11 protein-coding genes are annotated in these 15,691 nt (G+C 66.8%); 4 read left to right on the top strand and 7 right to left on the bottom strand.

Annotated elements, in window-relative coordinates; all coding sequences use genetic code 11:
* From CDV49_RS09965 to CDV49_RS09955, 3 genes are all read right to left on the bottom strand, one after another.
* Positions 1–699, bottom strand: a 699-nt coding sequence (locus CDV49_RS09965; protein ID WP_088215393.1) for an iron chelate uptake ABC transporter family permease subunit, incomplete at its 3' end; no start/stop codon positions are given.
* Positions 696–1,730: an ABC transporter substrate-binding protein gene (locus tag CDV49_RS09960; protein ID WP_088215392.1), complete on the bottom strand. Its 1,035-nt coding sequence runs from the start codon at positions 1,728–1,730 to the stop codon at positions 696–698. The genes CDV49_RS09960 and CDV49_RS09965, both read right to left, overlap by 4 nt.
* A 15-nt stretch (positions 1,731–1,745) precedes the next feature.
* On the bottom strand, positions 1,746–3,863 hold the full coding sequence (locus CDV49_RS09955; protein WP_218821930.1) for a TonB-dependent siderophore receptor: 2,118 nt from the start codon (positions 3,861–3,863) through the stop codon (positions 1,746–1,748).
* 419 nt (positions 3,864–4,282) lie between these two features.
* Between CDV49_RS09955 and ilvD the strand changes: the two genes are divergently transcribed.
* Both ilvD and CDV49_RS09945 read left to right on the top strand, forming a co-directional pair.
* Positions 4,283–6,127 carry a dihydroxy-acid dehydratase gene (ilvD, locus tag CDV49_RS09950; protein ID WP_088215390.1) on the top strand — a complete coding sequence of 615 codons (1,845 nt, stop codon included), beginning with the start codon at positions 4,283–4,285 and terminating at the stop codon, positions 6,125–6,127.
* A gap of 605 nt (positions 6,128–6,732) precedes the next feature.
* Positions 6,733–8,088, top strand: coding sequence for an esterase-like activity of phytase family protein (locus CDV49_RS09945; protein WP_088215389.1), 1,356 nt, complete (start codon positions 6,733–6,735; stop codon positions 8,086–8,088).
* 56 nt (positions 8,089–8,144) lie between these two features.
* On the opposite strand, the gene phnE is transcribed toward CDV49_RS09945, so the two are convergent.
* From phnE to CDV49_RS09920, 4 genes are all read right to left on the bottom strand, one after another.
* Positions 8,145–8,951 carry a phosphonate ABC transporter, permease protein PhnE gene (phnE, locus tag CDV49_RS09940; protein WP_088215388.1) on the bottom strand — a complete coding sequence of 269 codons (807 nt, stop codon included), beginning with the start codon at positions 8,949–8,951 and terminating at the stop codon, positions 8,145–8,147.
* Positions 8,952–9,709: 758 nt separating this feature from the next.
* The gene (phnD, locus tag CDV49_RS09930; RefSeq protein ID WP_088215386.1) at positions 9,710–10,699 is read right to left on the bottom strand and encodes a phosphonate ABC transporter substrate-binding protein; all 990 of its coding nucleotides are present in this window, start codon (positions 10,697–10,699) and stop codon (positions 9,710–9,712) included.
* Between the two features lie 14 nt (positions 10,700–10,713).
* Positions 10,714–11,517 carry a phosphonate ABC transporter ATP-binding protein gene (locus tag CDV49_RS09925; protein ID WP_088215385.1) on the bottom strand — a complete coding sequence of 268 codons (804 nt, stop codon included), beginning with the start codon at positions 11,515–11,517 and terminating at the stop codon, positions 10,714–10,716.
* Between the two features lie 104 nt (positions 11,518–11,621).
* Complete coding sequence (locus CDV49_RS09920; RefSeq protein ID WP_088215384.1) at positions 11,622–12,314, bottom strand: DnaA N-terminal domain-containing protein; 693 nt, start codon at positions 12,312–12,314, stop codon at positions 11,622–11,624.
* 532 nt (positions 12,315–12,846) lie between these two features.
* On the opposite strand from CDV49_RS09920, the gene CDV49_RS09915 reads away from it, so the two are divergent.
* Both CDV49_RS09915 and CDV49_RS09910 read left to right on the top strand, forming a co-directional pair.
* Entirely contained in the window at positions 12,847–14,154 is a 1,308-nt protein-coding gene (locus CDV49_RS09915; RefSeq protein WP_088215383.1) for an AAA family ATPase, read from the top strand.
* Positions 14,151–15,272, top strand: coding sequence for a ParB/RepB/Spo0J family partition protein (locus CDV49_RS09910; protein ID WP_088215382.1), 1,122 nt, complete (start codon positions 14,151–14,153; stop codon positions 15,270–15,272). The genes CDV49_RS09915 and CDV49_RS09910 overlap by 4 nt, the downstream gene beginning before the upstream one ends.
* Positions 15,273–15,691 lie beyond the last annotated feature (419 nt).

Raw genomic sequence — 15,691 nt, 5'->3', positions numbered from 1 at the left:
CGCGGCCTGCGTCCGGCCCGGACGCGCGCCAAGACCCCGCGCCATGGCATCGCCGAGCGACAGCGCCTCGATCCGCGGGGCGATCATCAGCGCGATCACCGCACCCCCCGCGCCCGCCAGCGCCATCGCGGCCAGCGGGCGGGCATGGGCCTGCGCCAGCGAACCGGCCACCCAGAACCGCATGACATCCAGCGCATCCTGCCGGATCAGCACCACCCCGGTGACGAGCGACAGCAGCAGCGCGTTCAGCGCAGCCCCCGCCAGCGTCATCCGCATCGGCCCCGCGCCGCCATGCAATCCGCCCGCCAGCAGGAAGACCGCCGCCGCCGCCAGCGCGGCGCCCGGAAAGGTCAGCGCGCTCGCCGTCGCCTGATCCATCCCGCCGAACAGCAGCGTGCCGCCGAGCAGGGCAAACGCCGCCCCGGCGTTGATGCCAAGAAGGCCCGGATCGGCCAGCGGGTTGCGGGTCATCGCCTGCAACACGGTGCCGGCCACGCCAAGCGCGCCGCCCGCGATCACCGCCGCCGCGATCCGCGGCCCGCGGACGAGCGCCAGCGCCACGTGATCGGCATTCGCCGGATCATAGCCGCCGCGGATCAGGTCGAGAAACACCGAAGGCGCGATGGGCCGCACGCCAACCGCCAGCGACAGCGCCGCCGCCAGCAGCAAAAGCGCCGCCGACCAGACGACCCCCCTCACGGGGCAAGCCCCGCTCTTGCCGCCGAAGGCACCACCGTGGCCGGATCGCCATCCACCGCCAGCACGATCTCCGGCTCGATCTCGCGCAGCGCATAGGGCAGCGACAGCACCGTGCCGAATGACAGTGCCCCCGTCAGCACGGTATCGGCCAGTATCTCCCGCCCCTCGCGGAAGGCGCGCATCGTCCGGCGCATGGGCAGCGCCGCAATGTCGGGCGCGCGGGCGAAATCGGAAATCCAGACGAGCAGGTCGGCGTCGATCGGCGTGAAATCCTCCGAGGAGATCGTCGTGTAAAATCCGTCGATGGCCGAAAGCTCCCGCAGTCCCGCGGGCTGGCCGAAGCCGATCTCCCGCAGAAAGCGCGCCCGCGTGTCATCAGCGGTGAAGGCTCCGGTCTGGCCGCTGTCCTGCCAGGCGGCAACGGCGGTCATGCCCTGCCAGTCGGGGTGACGGGCGCGGATCGCAGCGAACTCCGCCTCCAGCCCCGCCACCAGCCGCCCGGCCTCCGCCTCCCGGCCCGTGGCGCGGCCCAGAACCTCCGTCATCGCCTGCCATGACGTGCCATAGGCGGTCGTTCCCTCCGCCTGCATCAGCACCGGGGCGATCTGCGAGAGCAGCGCGTATTCATCCCCCGACATGCCGGAGCCGATCCCGACGATCAGGTCCGGGCGGAGGCTTGCCACCGTCTCCGCGGAAATCTCGCCGCCGATCACCACGGGCGACGCATCGCCCAGCCGGTCCTGCGCCCAGGGCCAGACGCCGTAGTTGTAATCGCCATACCACCGCCGGATCGCCACCGGCACGACGCCAAGCGCCAGCAGCGGGTCCTGCGTATTGGCGCCGAGCGAGACAACCCGCCGCGCGGGCGCGGGGAGCACGATCTCCCCCATCGCGTGGCGAAAGCGCAGCCCGCCCTCCCCCGCCGCCCGCAGCACCTGGGGCGCCGCAAGCACACCGGCCGCGCCCAGAAGCACCCTCCGCCGTGACAGGGGGCGGGGAGCGCAACGGGGCAAGGCCGGGAAAAGCGGCATGGGGGGTCTCCTCTGTTACCAGGTGTATTTCAGCGTCGCGGTCACGGTGCGCCCGTCGCTGAAATACTCGGTGCCGTAATAGTCGGTGACAAGGTAGTGCCGGTCGAACAGGTTCGACACATTGGCCTGAAGCAGCACATCCTCCGTCAGCCGATAGCTCGCCATCGCGTCGAACACGGCATAGCCGCCGACCCGTACCGTATTGGCGTCGTCGCCATAGGTGGCGTCCATGTAGCGCATGCCGCCGCCGATCCGCACATCGCCGCGCGCCGCCGTGCCGGGGAAGGTGTAGTCGGCCCAGATCGCGCCGATATGCCGCGGCACCCGCGCGGGCCGGTTGCCCAGGTTGCCCTGCACGCCGTCCTCGCGAATTTCCGCATCCCAATAGGCATAGGCGAAGGTGAGGTTGAGGTTGTCCATCACCTCGCCCTTGGCCTCCAGCTCCAGCCCGCGCACTCCGATCTTGCCGATCTGGCGGTAGTTCACCGGGTCCACCTGCACGCTGACATTGGTCTGGGTCAGGTCGAAGACGGCGGCCGTCAGCAGCGCCTCCGTGCCGGGGGGGCGGTATTTGACACCGGCCTCATACTGCTTGCCCTCCTTCGGATCGCTCGCGGGCGCCCAGGGGTCCGGCTCGAAGCTCTCCGAGTAGTTGGCGTAGAAGGACAGGTCCGGCGTCGCCCTGTAGGTCAGGCCCGCGCGCTTGGTGAAGGCGTTGAAGTCGCGATCCGCCCGGCCCGGCCCACGGTAATCCGCGGCGCCATAGTCGATATCCACATCGGTCCGGTCGTAGCGCCCGCCAAGGGTCAGGATCCAGCGGTCGTCGAAGGTCAGTTCCTGCTGGAGATAGAGCGCGTGGGTCGTCTGCTCCGGCCGCCAGTCTATATAGGGGCCGAGCGTCACGCAGCCCCGCCCGCAATGCGCGATGTCGAAGATGTCGAGCGGCCCGGCGGTGCCGACCTGCGCCAGCTCATCCACCCTGATCCAGCTGTATTCGTACCCCGCCAGCGTCCGGCCCCGCACATTGCCGAAGCTCGTGTCGAACTGAAGCTGGTTGTCGATGGCGAACTGCCGGGCCTTGCTCCCCACGAAGAAGGAGGTCCGGTCCGCCGTGGGATCGGTGGAGGCGCCATAGACCTGCCGGTAATCCAGATCGAGCCACGAATACCGCGCGTTCTGCCGGAAGGTGAGCCCGCCGCCGAAATCATGGCTCAGCAGATAGCCGAGGCTCTTCTGCCGCGTGTCGAACGTATTGAACTCCGGCTCGCCCAGAAACGTCCTGTAGCCCAGCCGGTCCGCCGTTCCCTTCGGAAAGCCCGTCCCCGGCCAGCCGTCCCGCCGGTTGTAGTCGCCCAGCAGCGTGAGCGAGGTGGCCTCCGTCGGCGCCCATGTCAGCGCCGCACCCAGATAGCGGCGGTCATCGGGGGAGTGGTCGTAGTAGCCCTCCGCCTCCTGCGCCTTGCCGGTCAGCCGGTAGCTCAGCGTCCTGTCCGCAGTCGTATCGCCGAAGTCGAACCCCGCCTCCGTATGGTCGTCGCCGAGCGTGGTATAGACCTCCCCGAACCTGTAGGGGCGCGGCATCTTGGTGACGGAGTTGATGACCCCACCGGGAGAGGACAGCCCGAACAGCGCAGAGTTCGACCCCTTCAGCACCTCGACCCGCTCCAGCCCATAGGGCTCCAGCCGCCCGAAGGTCCAGCCGAAGCCGCGCGTCGGCAGCCCGTCGCGGAAGGTCAGGAGCGTGTTCTGATCGAACCCCCGGATACGGATGTAGTCGTATCGGTCGTCGCTGCCCCATTCGTTGACCAGCACCCCCGCCGTGTAGCTGACGACCTGCTCCAGCGTCTGGGCACCGCGGCTTTCGATCTCCTTCTGCGTCACGACCGAGACGGAGGCGGAGGTATCGAGCGCATCGCTCGCCATCTTGTTGGCGCTCACCTGCAGCCGCGGGGCGAAGGTGACGGCATCGCCGCCCGCCTGACTGTCGATGACGACCGGACTCAGGCCCACGGCCCCCTGTGCCGCCACCGCCGCCGCCTCCTGTGCCATCGCGGCTGCCGGCAGCAATGCCGTCGCGCCGCATAATGCCGCGATCTGCCAGCCGCGATGTCCGTCTTGCCGATTGGATGCCATGCCGTCGTCCCCCGCAGGATGTGATCTCGGCTGGCGCGCGGGCGGTGTCCCTGGCTGGCGGTTTGGCGCCTTCCTACAGGGGACGCCCTGCGATGAAAAGCGTCATTGACGGCTTTTTCGGGGCTTTGCCCCCGCTCCGGCGGCGCGGAATCCCCGGTCGTCGAGGCCCGCCGGCGCCTGCATTCCGCGCTCAGGAAACTGCGCTCCCGCCGTGCCGAATGCGCCGCATCCCTGTCCTCCGGGCGCTCCGCCGCAATATCTCGAAAAATTGGGCTACAAAACCCGCGCCGGGAAGCGTAAGCACGTCCTGCTACGGAGGAACCAATTTCAGCAGCGCGCGGGCCCGCCCGTGCCAGCCAGACACATCTCATCCGGCTCCGCCCCCGCGGGCGCCGGAGAGCCAAACGGAAGATGATCCCATGCCCGCCTATCGTTCCCGCACCACCACGCACGGCCGCAACATGGCAGGGGCCCGCGGTCTCTGGCGCGCCACCGGCATGAAGGACGGCGATTTCGGCAAGCCGATCATCGCCGTGGTAAACTCCTTCACCCAGTTCGTGCCCGGCCACGTCCACCTCAAGGATCTGGGCCAGCTCGTCGCGCGCGAGATCGAGGCCGCGGGCGGCGTCGCCAAGGAATTCAACACCATCGCGGTCGATGACGGCATCGCCATGGGCCATGACGGGATGCTCTACTCGCTGCCCTCGCGGGAGATCATCGCCGACAGCGTGGAATACATGGTCAACGCCCATTGCGCCGATGCGATGGTCTGCATCTCCAACTGCGACAAGATCACCCCCGGCATGCTGAACGCGGCCATGCGGCTCAACATCCCGGCGGTCTTCGTCTCCGGCGGGCCGATGGAGGCGGGCAAGGTCGTCCTGCACGGCAAGACCGTGGCGCTCGACCTTGTCGATGCCATGGTCGCCGCCGCCGACGACAAGGTGTCGGACGAGGATGTGAAGGTCATCGAACGCTCCGCCTGCCCGACCTGCGGGTCGTGCTCGGGCATGTTCACCGCGAATTCGATGAACTGTCTGACGGAGGCGCTCGGCCTGTCGCTGCCGGGCAACGGCTCCACGCTCGCCACCCATGCCGACCGCAAGCGGCTGTTCGTGGAAGCGGGCCACCTGATCGTCGATCTGGCCAAGCGCTATTACGAGCAGGACGACGCCTCCATCCTGCCCCGCAACGTGGCCAACAAGCGCGCCTTCGAGAATGCCATGTCGCTCGACATCGCCATGGGCGGCTCGACCAACACCGTGCTCCACATCCTCGCCGCCGCCTATGAGGGCGGGATCGACTTCGACATGGCCGATATCGACCGGCTGTCGCGCCGCGTCCCCTGCCTGTCCAAGGTCGCGCCCGCGAAGAACGACGTGCACATGGAGGACGTCCACCGCGCGGGCGGCATCATGGCGATCCTCGGCCAGCTGGAGGCGGCGGGCCTTCTGCACCGCGACACGCCCACCGTCCACACCCCCACGCTGGGCGAGGCGATCGACCGCTGGGACATCTCCCGCACCCAGTCGGAAACCGTGCGCACCTTCTTCAAGGCCGCGCCCGGCGGCGTGCCGACGCAGGTGGCGTTCAGCCAGTCCTCCCGCTGGGACGACCTGGACCTGGACCGGGAGAACGGCGTCATCCGGTCTGCGGAACACCCGTTCTCCAAGGACGGCGGTCTGGCGGTGCTGAAGGGCAACATCGCGCTCGACGGCTGCATCGTGAAGACGGCGGGGGTGGACGAATCCATCCTGAAATTCACCGGCCCCGCAGTGGTCTTTGAAAGTCAGGACGCAGCGGTGAAGGGCATCCTCGGCGGGGCGGTGAAGGCAGGCGACGTGGTCGTCATCCGCTATGAAGGGCCGAAGGGCGGCCCCGGCATGCAGGAGATGCTCTACCCCACCAGCTACCTGAAATCCCGCGGCCTCGGCAAATCCTGCGCGCTCATCACCGACGGGCGGTTCTCCGGCGGCACGTCGGGCCTCTCCATCGGCCACGCCTCGCCGGAGGCCGCGCAGGGCGGTGCCATCGGTCTCGTCCGGGACGGCGACACGATTGCCATCGACATCCCGAACCGCACCATCGACCTCATGGTGGACGTGCCCGAACTCGACCGCCGCCGGGAGGAGCAGGACCGGCGCGGCTGGAAACCCGCCGAACCGCGCAAGCGCAACGTGACGACCGCGCTGAAAGCCTATGCGGCCTTCGCCTCCTCCGCCGACAAGGGCGCGGTGCGCATCCTCGGCGATCTGGCGGACTGATCCGCCAATCCCTCCGGGCGGCATCGTCTCCGACGCCCCGCCCGGAGAAGGTCTTTAACAGACTGCTGAAAAAGGCTTTTTGGCCTGTGGTGAAGCGGAAATCCTTCGCCATCTGACGAAATCCAGCCGAAAATCCATATACTTCCAGCCGTTTCCGGGCCGATTTTCAGGGTTCCGGCACATAGGCCTGACACTTCAGGGCTTTTTCAGCAGCCTGCCAAGGGACGGGTCGGAGCAACCGCGGTTTCCAAGCGACAGACGAGCCCGCGTGCAGGGCCGCGTCGGCGCCCGGCCCGACCGGCACCGGACAAGGCGCGCCTCTGGAATTCCCCCGCTCGCCCGCCTCCCCCGCTCGCCCTCCTCCCCCGGCTCGCCCTCCTCCCCCGGCTCGCCCTCCTCCCCCGGCTCGCGTCGATCAGGCTGGCGTCGATCAGGCTCGCATCCGCCCATCTGCCCCTGCGCTTTCCCATACTCCCGATCATGCGCTTGCCGCCTCCCCGCGGGCCGCATTCCACCGTCATCGTTCCGCCACGTTTCCGCAGCCCCGCTGACATGCGGAGCCGCTAGCAGGAGCCCCGGCACAACCCCATGAAGGAGTTCCTTGAATGCGCCCCTCTACCGCCACGGCGATGGCCGTCGCGCTCGCCGCCCTCGCGGCGCCTGCTTTCGCCGAAGAGACCTTTCCCGCCACGCTCGCGGGTCATGCCCTGCTGCCCGCATTCACGCTGATCGCCCCGCCTGCCGATGCGCCGCGCGACCTGTGGGTTTCGGGCAAGTTCACCGGCCCCGCGCGGAACGATCAACCGATGAGCGTGGCCGGCGATGTCGGCAAGGCCTACGGCAACCACCCGACCGGCCTCTCCCTTCCCTTCCTCGGCCAGTCGGTGCAGGGCATGTCCGGCCTCGCCATGAACCGCGCGCCGGACGGAAGCTGGTTTACGCTCACCGACAACGGCTTCGGCACCAAGGCCAACAGCCCCGACGCCATGCTGTTCTTTCACCGCCTCGCGCCCGATTTCGCCACCGGCAAGGTCACGCGGCTGGAGACGGTGTTTCTCCGCGATCCCGACCGCAGGGTGCCCTTCCGCATCGCCAACGAAGGCACCGACAGCCGCTACCTGACCGGCGCGGATTTCGACCCGGAGAGCATCCAGTTTCACGACGGCACCATCTGGATCGGCGAGGAATTCGGCCCCTCCCTGCTCCGTGTCGCCCCCGATGGCCGCATCCTCTCCGTCCACCGCACGAAGCTCGACGGGGCCACGCTCTCCGGGCCGGACAGCCCCGGCGTGACGGTGCCCGCCGAACCCGGCAAGGGCTTCCAGGTGCAGCGCTCCGGCGGATATGAAGGGATGGGCCTGCAACCCGGCACAGGGCTGCTCTGGGCCATGCTCGAAAAGCCGCTGCTGGCGGAGGGCGGCAAGACGGAGGGCGACTTCCTCCGCGTCATGACCTTCGATACCGCCGCCGGGGACTGGACGGGCGACAGCTACCGCTTCCGCCTCTCCGAAGGTGCGACCGCGATCGGGGACTTCAACTTCATCGACGCCACCCGCGCGCTGGTCATCGAACGCGACAATGGCGAAGGCGACGCCGCCCGCGCCTGCGCGCCGGGGTCCGACGACTGGTCCGCCTGCTACCCGCAGCCCGCAAAGGTGAAGAACATCGTTCTGGTCGATACCGCCAGCGTGGATGACCAGGGCTATATCCGCCGCGTCGCCCATGTGAACCTGCTCGACATCGCGGACCCGGAGGGCAAGGCGCTCCCCGCCCACAAGCCCGCCGAAGGTCCGTTCACCTTCCCGTTCTTCACCATAGAGAACGTCGCGCGGGTGGACGAGACGCATATCCTCGTCGCCAACGACAACAACCTGCCCTTCTCCGGCGGGCGGGAGATCGGGCGCGCTGCGGATAACGAGTTCATCCTGCTCTCCGTGCCGGAGCTGCTGGCGGCACGCTGAACATGAACGCGCGCCCCGGAGCGATCCGGGGCGCTGTCCTTCCTGCGCCGCCGATGTCAGATGAACATCTGCCGCAGCTTCTGGGAGGCAAGATCCATCACCGATACCGTGATGACCACGATCAGCAGGATGGCCGAGGCCTGCGGATAGTAGAAGCCGCGCACCGCCTCGAACAGCACCTGCCCGATCCCCCCTGCCCCGATGATGCCCAGAACCGTGGCGGAGCGGATATTGGATTCCAGCCGGTAGAGCGAAAAGGAAATCCACAGCGGCAGCACCTGCGGGATCACCCCGAACACGATCTGCTGCACGCGGGAGGCGCCCGTGGTGCGGATCGCCTCCACCGGGCGGGGGTCGATCGCCTCCACCGCCTCGGAAAACAGCTTGGCCAGCACGCCCGTGGTATGGACGAACAGCGCCATCACGCCCGCGAACGGGCCAAGGCCCACGGCCACCACGAACAGCACCGCAAAGACGATCTCGTGGATGGCGCGGAACAGGTCCATCAACCGGCGGACCGGCTGCAGCACCCACCACGGCGCCATGTTGTGGGCCGAGAGAATGCCGAAGGGCACCGACAGGATCACGGCGAGGAACGTCCCCCAGAGCGCGATCTGAATGGTGACGACCATCTCCTCCAGATAAAAGCGCCAGGCGGAAAAGTCCGGGTGCAGGAAGCCCCTCGCATATTCCGCCATGTTGCCCGCATCGGTGAACAGATAGGTCCAGCGGTCCATCTCCGCCGCCTGCCATGACAGCGCGAGCGCAAGCGCGAACCCTCCTGCAAGGGCAAAGCCGCGCCAGCGCATCGCGCGGGGCTCGGCAGCCTCAGCCGGGAGAGAGGGGGTGGCGATGTCTTGCATCTCGTCCTTCCGTAGATAGGGCCCGTCGTCGGGCCATGTTGCCTGACCTGCTCTCTGGCCGCTGCTCCCCGTTCGAAGGGAGCGGCGCGGAGAACGGGCCGATGGTGCCGAAGCGCTCCCGCAGAACCGGACCGGTCCGAGGGGCTTGCGGCCGTAATGCGACGGTGCCGGCGGCACCCGTTCCCGCGGTTGCCTCCCCGCCCTCACGCACGGCACAGTGCCCGCATAGCCGTCCCGCGCTGCCGGTAGCCGGTAGCCGGTAGCCGGTAGCCGGTAGCCGGTAGCCGGTAGCCGGTAGCCGGTAGCCGGTAGCCGGTAGCCGGTAGCCGGTAGCCGGTAGCCGGTAGCCGGTAGCCGGGAAGAGTGTCCCCTCCCCTGCCCCATGCCGAAACCCTCATTTTCGCCAACACCCGTGCCGCCGTCTCGCGGCTGGTCACAGGGTTGCCGAACCCCGGCTTCGCCGCCGTCGTGCTGTCCGGCGCGCTGTTCATGGTGCTGTCCGGCAGATTGCCGAAGGGCAAGCGATGCGCAATGGCCGTACCTGCGCCTGCCCGGTGCCCGACGCGGCTGCGCGCAGGCCCGACCTTCCGAACCTCGATCTCATCATTCATGCGGAGCGCGCGATGAACGAGGAAACCCTGCTGCATCGCACCCGCCGCGAGGGTTTCTCCGCAGCGACGTTCCGCCCCGCAGCTTCCCGTGATCCGCCCGGGCCGGTGCGCACGATGTCACACCGTCGGCCCGGGCAGCACCCTGCATCAGCCGGAGGTGGCCAGTTCGGCCTCATACCTGGCCTTGCGGGCATGCAGATCCTCCAGCTTCGCCGCCTTGTCGGCCGCTGAAAGGCTCTGGTCCGCCTCGGTCTGCACGATGGATTTCTGCAGCTCCATGACGCGGATCGGCAGCAACTGCGCATCGGAGGAGGGGCGGAAGGGCGCCCATTTCAGCCCGGCAAGAACTTCGCGTTCCCGTGCCACATCGCCTGTGGACCTGTCGGTGCCGTAGGTCAGAAAGAAGGTCCGCACCTTCTCCTTGGTCGCCGCATCCATGTCCTTGCGCCACACGATCGGGTCGGAAGGGATCAGCGGCGAGCGCCAGATCTCGCGGATCTTCGCGAAAGCCGCGGGCTGGTTCTGCTTGATGAGCGCCATGTTCTCCGTGTTGTTGGCCGCCGCATCCACCTGCTTGTTGGCAACCGCCATGGCGTTGCTTTCGTGGTTGGCATTGGTCACGTTGCGGAAACAGGTCTTGGGGTCGATCCCGCGCTGCGCAAAGACAAAGGTCATCGGCACCAGATAGCCCGACGTGGAGTTCGGATCGCCCAGTCCGAAATTCATGGTCTTGTCGCAGGTGAGCAGATCGTCCAGCGACTGGATCTTGCTGTCGGCGGGAACGATGACCACCGACCAGTAGCCCGGCTCGCCCGTCACGGCGACGGACTGGACGAACACCTCGCCATCCGCGCGGTCCACCGCCTCCATGGCCGACTTGTTGCCGTACCACGCCATCTGGACCTTGCCGAAGCGCATGCCCTCGATGATCCCGGCATAGTCGGAGGCGAAGAACGGTTTCACCTCCAGCCCGGTCTGCGCCTCCATGTCGGCAAGGAAGGGCTCCCACTGCGTGCGCAGGTTCTGCTGGCTCTCGGTGGAAATGATGCCGAAGTTGATCGGCTCGGCGGCAAGCGCGGGGCCGGTCAGGGCGGCGCTCAGCGTCAGCGCCGCTGCGGCCTGCAGGAAGGCTTTCATGAGGGGTCTCCGTTTCATGCAAGAGTAAGGACCGGGGCGGCCGCCGCGACGGGCGGCGCCTCCGGCAGAACCAGTTCCTCCGAGGCAGCTCCATAAAGCTCCGCCAGGAAGTCGTTGTTGAGCGCGGTCGTCGGCCCGTCATAGACCACGCGGCCATCGCGCATCGCGATGGTCCGCCGGCAGTAGCGCCGCGCATATTCCACCTGATGGAGCGAGACGAGCACCGTCATCCGCTCCCGCGCGTTCACATCGGCCAGCACATCCATCACCCGCCGGGCAGAGGCCGGGTCCAGCGCCGAGATCGGCTCATCCGCAATCAGAATGCGCGCCTTCTGCACAAGGCAGCGCGCGATGGCCGCCCGCTGCTGCTGTCCGCCCGAAAGCGTTGAGGCCCGCTGCCCCGCGACCTGCCCGATGCCGACGCGCGACAGCGCGGCCAGCCCCGCCGCCTTCTCCTCCGCCGTGAACAGCCCCAGCGTTCCGCGCAGCCGCGGCACCCTGCCCAGATGGCCCATGAGCACGTTCATCAGCACCGACATGCGGCCGACGAGATTGAACTGCTGGAACAGCACTGCGATCGACCCGTCCGGGCGCGACAGCATCCGGCCGCCCTCCTGCCCTGCGCGGCCCAGCACCTCGACCCGCCCGGCGTCGGCCCGTTCCAGCCCCGCGACATGGCGGATCAGCGTGGATTTGCCTGAGCCGGAGGCCCCGATCAGGGCGACCATCTCGCCCGTGCCGATCTCCAGCGTGACGCCATCCAGCGCCTGCGTGCGCCCGAAGCGTCGTGAAAGTCCGTTGGTCGTGATCGCCGCCATGCTGTCTCCGGGCCGTCGCAGTTTGTCGCGGCGGAACTTGACGGCAAAGCATGAGCGTTTCGTGTCAGAGAGATGTCACTCGGGTGACGATTGCCTGTCCCCGGTCAGCGCGGAATGGCACGGATCAGCGCCCGCCCCCCCGGCGCGACCCGCATCAGCGCGGCTTCGATCCGGGCGAGGAAATGCGTCTCTATATAACGCGCGTGAAAATCGCTCGGCGCCTCCAGCAGCAGTTCGTGGCCCCGCCACTCCGCATGGAGCGGTGCGAACCACGCGCGGTAGCGGCCGGCATCCTCGGCCCGAAGCAATTCCGCCACCGCCCCCCAGACCGGTCCCGCGCTTCCCGCCTCCGGGCCCTCCGGCTGCGGAAAGGGGATGACCTTGAGGTCCTCCGTCCCGCCCGGCTGGGCATCGCCGTCCAGCCGCTGCACGAGGTCCGGCCCGACGCGCTCCCAGACCATGCGCGTATCCTCGAGTATCCTGCGGATGCCCAACCCGTGCACCGCCACCCGGCCCCGCGCCGCGGCCCGGCGTTCGATCAGCCAGCCCCGCGCGCGGAAGGCCGCCATCTCGCGCTTGACGGTCCGGGGATCGACGGACCAGAGCCTCGCGATCTCCTCCTGGCCGACCGACAGCGTATCGCCCTGCCAGTTGTAGCGGGCGGTGATGAGGCAGATGAGGCGGAGCGTCTGCCGCTGCAGCGTCTTGTCCTGCGACAGGGCGTAGGTGCCCAGCACGGTGAGCAGGTCATACTTGTAGGTGGCGCTGCCGCGCCCTACCGCCTTGCGGATCAACATCGCTCTGCCCCTTCGACGGTTGTCCCGCCTTCGCCTTCAGCGTGGTCACGCCGGATGCCAACGCTGATCGGCGGAGATGTGGGAACGGCGTCCTTCTGCTCCTCCGGACGGTGACTGCCAACGCTTTTCGCCAGATTGACGCCATTAGCGTTGGATGTCCCGATTCTGTCAAGCAGGCTCTTGCTCCGGCCGCGCCATCCTCTGCCAGCCGTGCATTCAAAATCGGTTCCATTGGTATTGGGGGACACACTATATGTCACCCCATTGCGGGATTATGTCCCCTCAACTGCTAGCGGGCGCCCCGGTTTTGTCCCCCAGTTATCGGCTTCGCCCCGCGGTCCCGGGTGCCGTCGAAGACCTCCTCGCCCGTCCTGCGCCGAATCGGTGTCCCGCGGCAAAGGCCCAGTGTTGCAAGGGGAAAACGACTTTCCGCCATTCCTCTGGTTATTGTAACTTATATTTTGCGGTTCAGGCAAATCCCGCGTAATTCTGATCGCGATGATAATTTACGTTCAAAGAATGGATGCCATCTATGTTCACTCATGAGGATCTGGCCGCCCTTCAGGCGCAGTCGCTGAAGATGCAGGGGCACATTCGCCGCCAGACCTTCTCTCCCGAGCATGAGAAGACGCTCCGCCGCTTCTCCAGCTGGGAGGTGTCGGAGCTGATCTTCCGCATCAACCAGTCAACGTTCCGCGGCAGGCTCGCCCAGGATCCCGACCTTCCCGGCGGGGAAGTTGAGGAGGACGGCCGGCAGCGCTGGTTCTCGCTGACGGAGATCAATGAGCTGCGACGCAAGATGAAGGTGAACCGCGCCTCGCTGATGCCGCGGCGGCCGGTGCGCAAGCGGGCGATCCGTGTCGCCATCTCCAACTTCAAGGGCGGTGCGGGTAAATCGACCGTCGCCCTGCACATGGCGCATGCCGCCGCTCTCGATGGCTACCGCGTGCTGGTCATCGACTTCGATCCGCAGGCGACGCTTACCCACTCCATGGGCCTGCACGACGTGAGCGAGGAGCTGACCGTCTGGGGTATCATCGCGCGCGACCTCGTCCATGAGACGGAGCGGATGAACGCCGCGCCTCGCGCCGCAGAGTCCGGGACCGCCCTGCCCCAGCGCCGGTTGCCCCCTTCGGTGCGCGACCTCGGCATGGGCGACCTCCGCATCGGCGACTTCATCAAGCCGACGGCCTGGCCCACCATCGACATCGTCCCCTCCTGTGCCAACGCGGCCTTCGTTGAGTTCGCCTCCGCCCAGTACCGGCACCTCAACCCCGACTGGTCCTTCTTCGCCGCCGTGTCCCGCTATCTCGATGCCCTGCCGAACGAGGCCTACGACCTCATCATCTTCGATTGCCCCCCGGCGATCGGCTATCAGTCCATGAACGCGGTGTTCGCGGCAGATGTGCTCTATATCCCGTCCGGGCCGGGCTACTGGGAATATGACTCCACAACGTCTTTCATCGGGCAGCTGGCAGAAGCGCTGGCGGATCTGGCGACCGGCTTCGACGGCACCTTCCCTGCGGGGAAGATCGGCCTTCCCAAGGCCTTTCTCGACCTGCGCTTCCTCATGACGCGTTACGAGCCGAACAACGAGCTGCATCGCGCCATGTACCAGGCGTTCCGCAAGGTTTTCGGAGACACCGTCGCGCGGGAGCCGATCGAAATGACGCGCGCGGTGGAGCAATCCGGCCGCTTCCTCTCATCGGTGTACGAAATAGATTATCGTTCGATGACGCGGGAAACATGGCGCCGGGCTCGGACGTCCTTTGATCGCGCCTACGAGGAATTCAAGGACTGCTTCCTTAACGCCTGGGACAAACTGGAGGACGCGGAATGAAGAAGCGCCGCATCTTTGATATCGAGCTTCCCGATGACGACGGCCCGGGCTTCCCCGCGGGGAAGGACAAGGCCGGGGCAGGGGAGGCTGACAGGAGCGAAGGGACGCGCCGCTCCCCCATGGCGGCGGCAATCACCGAGAACGCCGACTCCCTTCGCGAGCGACGGGTGATCGAAGAAAAAATCCGGGCTGAAAACGATGCGCTGGCGGAGGAGCATGTCCGGCTGAAGAAGCTGGGGTTGATCGTCGACACCATCCCGCTCGACGAGATCGATGCCACGAAGCTGATGCGAGACCGCGCGCGCGGAGACGATCCGGAGTTGGAGGAGCTGATTGCCTCTCTGCGCGACATCGGCCTGTCCAATCCGATCCGCGTGGAGCGGCGGGGGGATGGGCGCTATGAACTCATACAGGGTCACCGGCGATGGACGGCGTTCAAACGCCTGCTGAAAGAGACGGGCGACAGCGAACGCTGGGGGCGTATTCCCGCAGGCATCTCCGCCCAGGGAGAGGAACTGGAGCGCCTGTACCGCCGCATGGTCGACGAGAACCTTGTTCGCAAGGACATTTCCTTCGCTGAAATGGCGATGGTCGCTCTCCACTATGCGGCCGATCCGGGGACAGCTGAGACCGACCCTGACAAGGCAGTTGCGGAGCTGTTTCACTCTGCTGGCTACCAGAAGCGCAGCTATATACGGCAGTTCATCAGGCTCATGTCTCGCCTGGGCGATGACCTGATCCACGCACGCCATATTCCAAGGGCACTGGGGTTGAAGCTCGCTACCGTTCTGGATGAGCGGCCGGAGCTTGCCGCGCAGATTCGGAGCAGCCTGGAGAACTGGGATAACCGCTCCGTGTCCGATGAGCTGGAGGTGTTGCGCAGCATCGCAGGGGAGGGGGGCGACGGTGGCGAGGTGCCGGCAAGCAGCCGGGCGACTTCAACACAAGCGCCGGCGGGTCGGGCGAAGACCACCTTTCAGCTAACCTCGCGGCTTGGCGTTGCGAAATGCATGGCGGCGAACGGGCGGCTCGAGATCAAGCTCCCACGGGACTTCTCGTCTCTGGATCGGCGTAAGCTTCAGGCTGCCGTGGCCAGGATGCTCGACGAACTGTCATGATCTTCCCCGTGGGGAAGCAGGCGAGTGCCGTTCCTCGCCTGCTTTTTACCTCGACAAGATGTTAGGCTATTCTTTGTCGATAAGTGTCTCTTATCGCGAATGATAGAGGATCCGATACAAGCGTTCAGTGATGGGCAAAAATACTGAATAATGCGCTTGTCCTCGTTGAAAAGTGTGAACAGTATGGAAGGAACAGGGCTACGAGAAGGAAGTGGGACGGATGCCTCCCGGTCCTCGGGCGTGTCGGCAACCATCGCGAAGACCGGGACGCTGCATGGCACACCAGCGCGCCTTTAACGGCTCTCCTTGGGTATGCTCTCGGTTCAGAAGGTGCTCTCGAAAGGGGGAAGATCAGGGCTGTATTCCTTCTTCAACCGCCTCTCTTTTGTTGTGGCGTTCTGAACCGCCCCGGGTTTGCT

The organism is Haematobacter genomosp. 1, from assembly GCF_002196855.1.
Lineage (GTDB): Bacteria > Pseudomonadota > Alphaproteobacteria > Rhodobacterales > Rhodobacteraceae > Haematobacter.
The sequence above is the reverse complement of the archived record's forward strand: the minus strand, read 5'-3'. Positions and strand labels throughout refer to the sequence as shown.

Coding starts and splice junctions, on each gene's coding strand:
- CDV49_RS09945 (WP_088215389.1), top strand. CDS start 6,733: ATGCGCCCCTCTACCGCCACGGCGATGGCCGTCGCGCTCGCCGCCCTC.
- CDV49_RS09960 (WP_088215392.1), bottom strand. CDS start 1,730: ATGCCGCTTTTCCCGGCCTTGCCCCGTTGCGCTCCCCGCCCCCTGTCA.
- CDV49_RS09920 (WP_088215384.1), bottom strand. CDS start 12,314: ATGTTGATCCGCAAGGCGGTAGGGCGCGGCAGCGCCACCTACAAGTAT.
- phnE (WP_088215388.1), bottom strand. CDS start 8,951: ATGCAAGACATCGCCACCCCCTCTCTCCCGGCTGAGGCTGCCGAGCCC.
- phnD (WP_088215386.1), bottom strand. CDS start 10,699: ATGAAAGCCTTCCTGCAGGCCGCAGCGGCGCTGACGCTGAGCGCCGCC.
- CDV49_RS09910 (WP_088215382.1), top strand. CDS start 14,151: ATGAAGAAGCGCCGCATCTTTGATATCGAGCTTCCCGATGACGACGGC.
- CDV49_RS09915 (WP_088215383.1), top strand. CDS start 12,847: ATGTTCACTCATGAGGATCTGGCCGCCCTTCAGGCGCAGTCGCTGAAG.
- CDV49_RS09925 (WP_088215385.1), bottom strand. CDS start 11,517: ATGGCGGCGATCACGACCAACGGACTTTCACGACGCTTCGGGCGCACG.
- CDV49_RS09955 (WP_218821930.1), bottom strand. CDS start 3,863: ATGGCATCCAATCGGCAAGACGGACATCGCGGCTGGCAGATCGCGGCA.
- ilvD (WP_088215390.1), top strand. CDS start 4,283: ATGCCCGCCTATCGTTCCCGCACCACCACGCACGGCCGCAACATGGCA.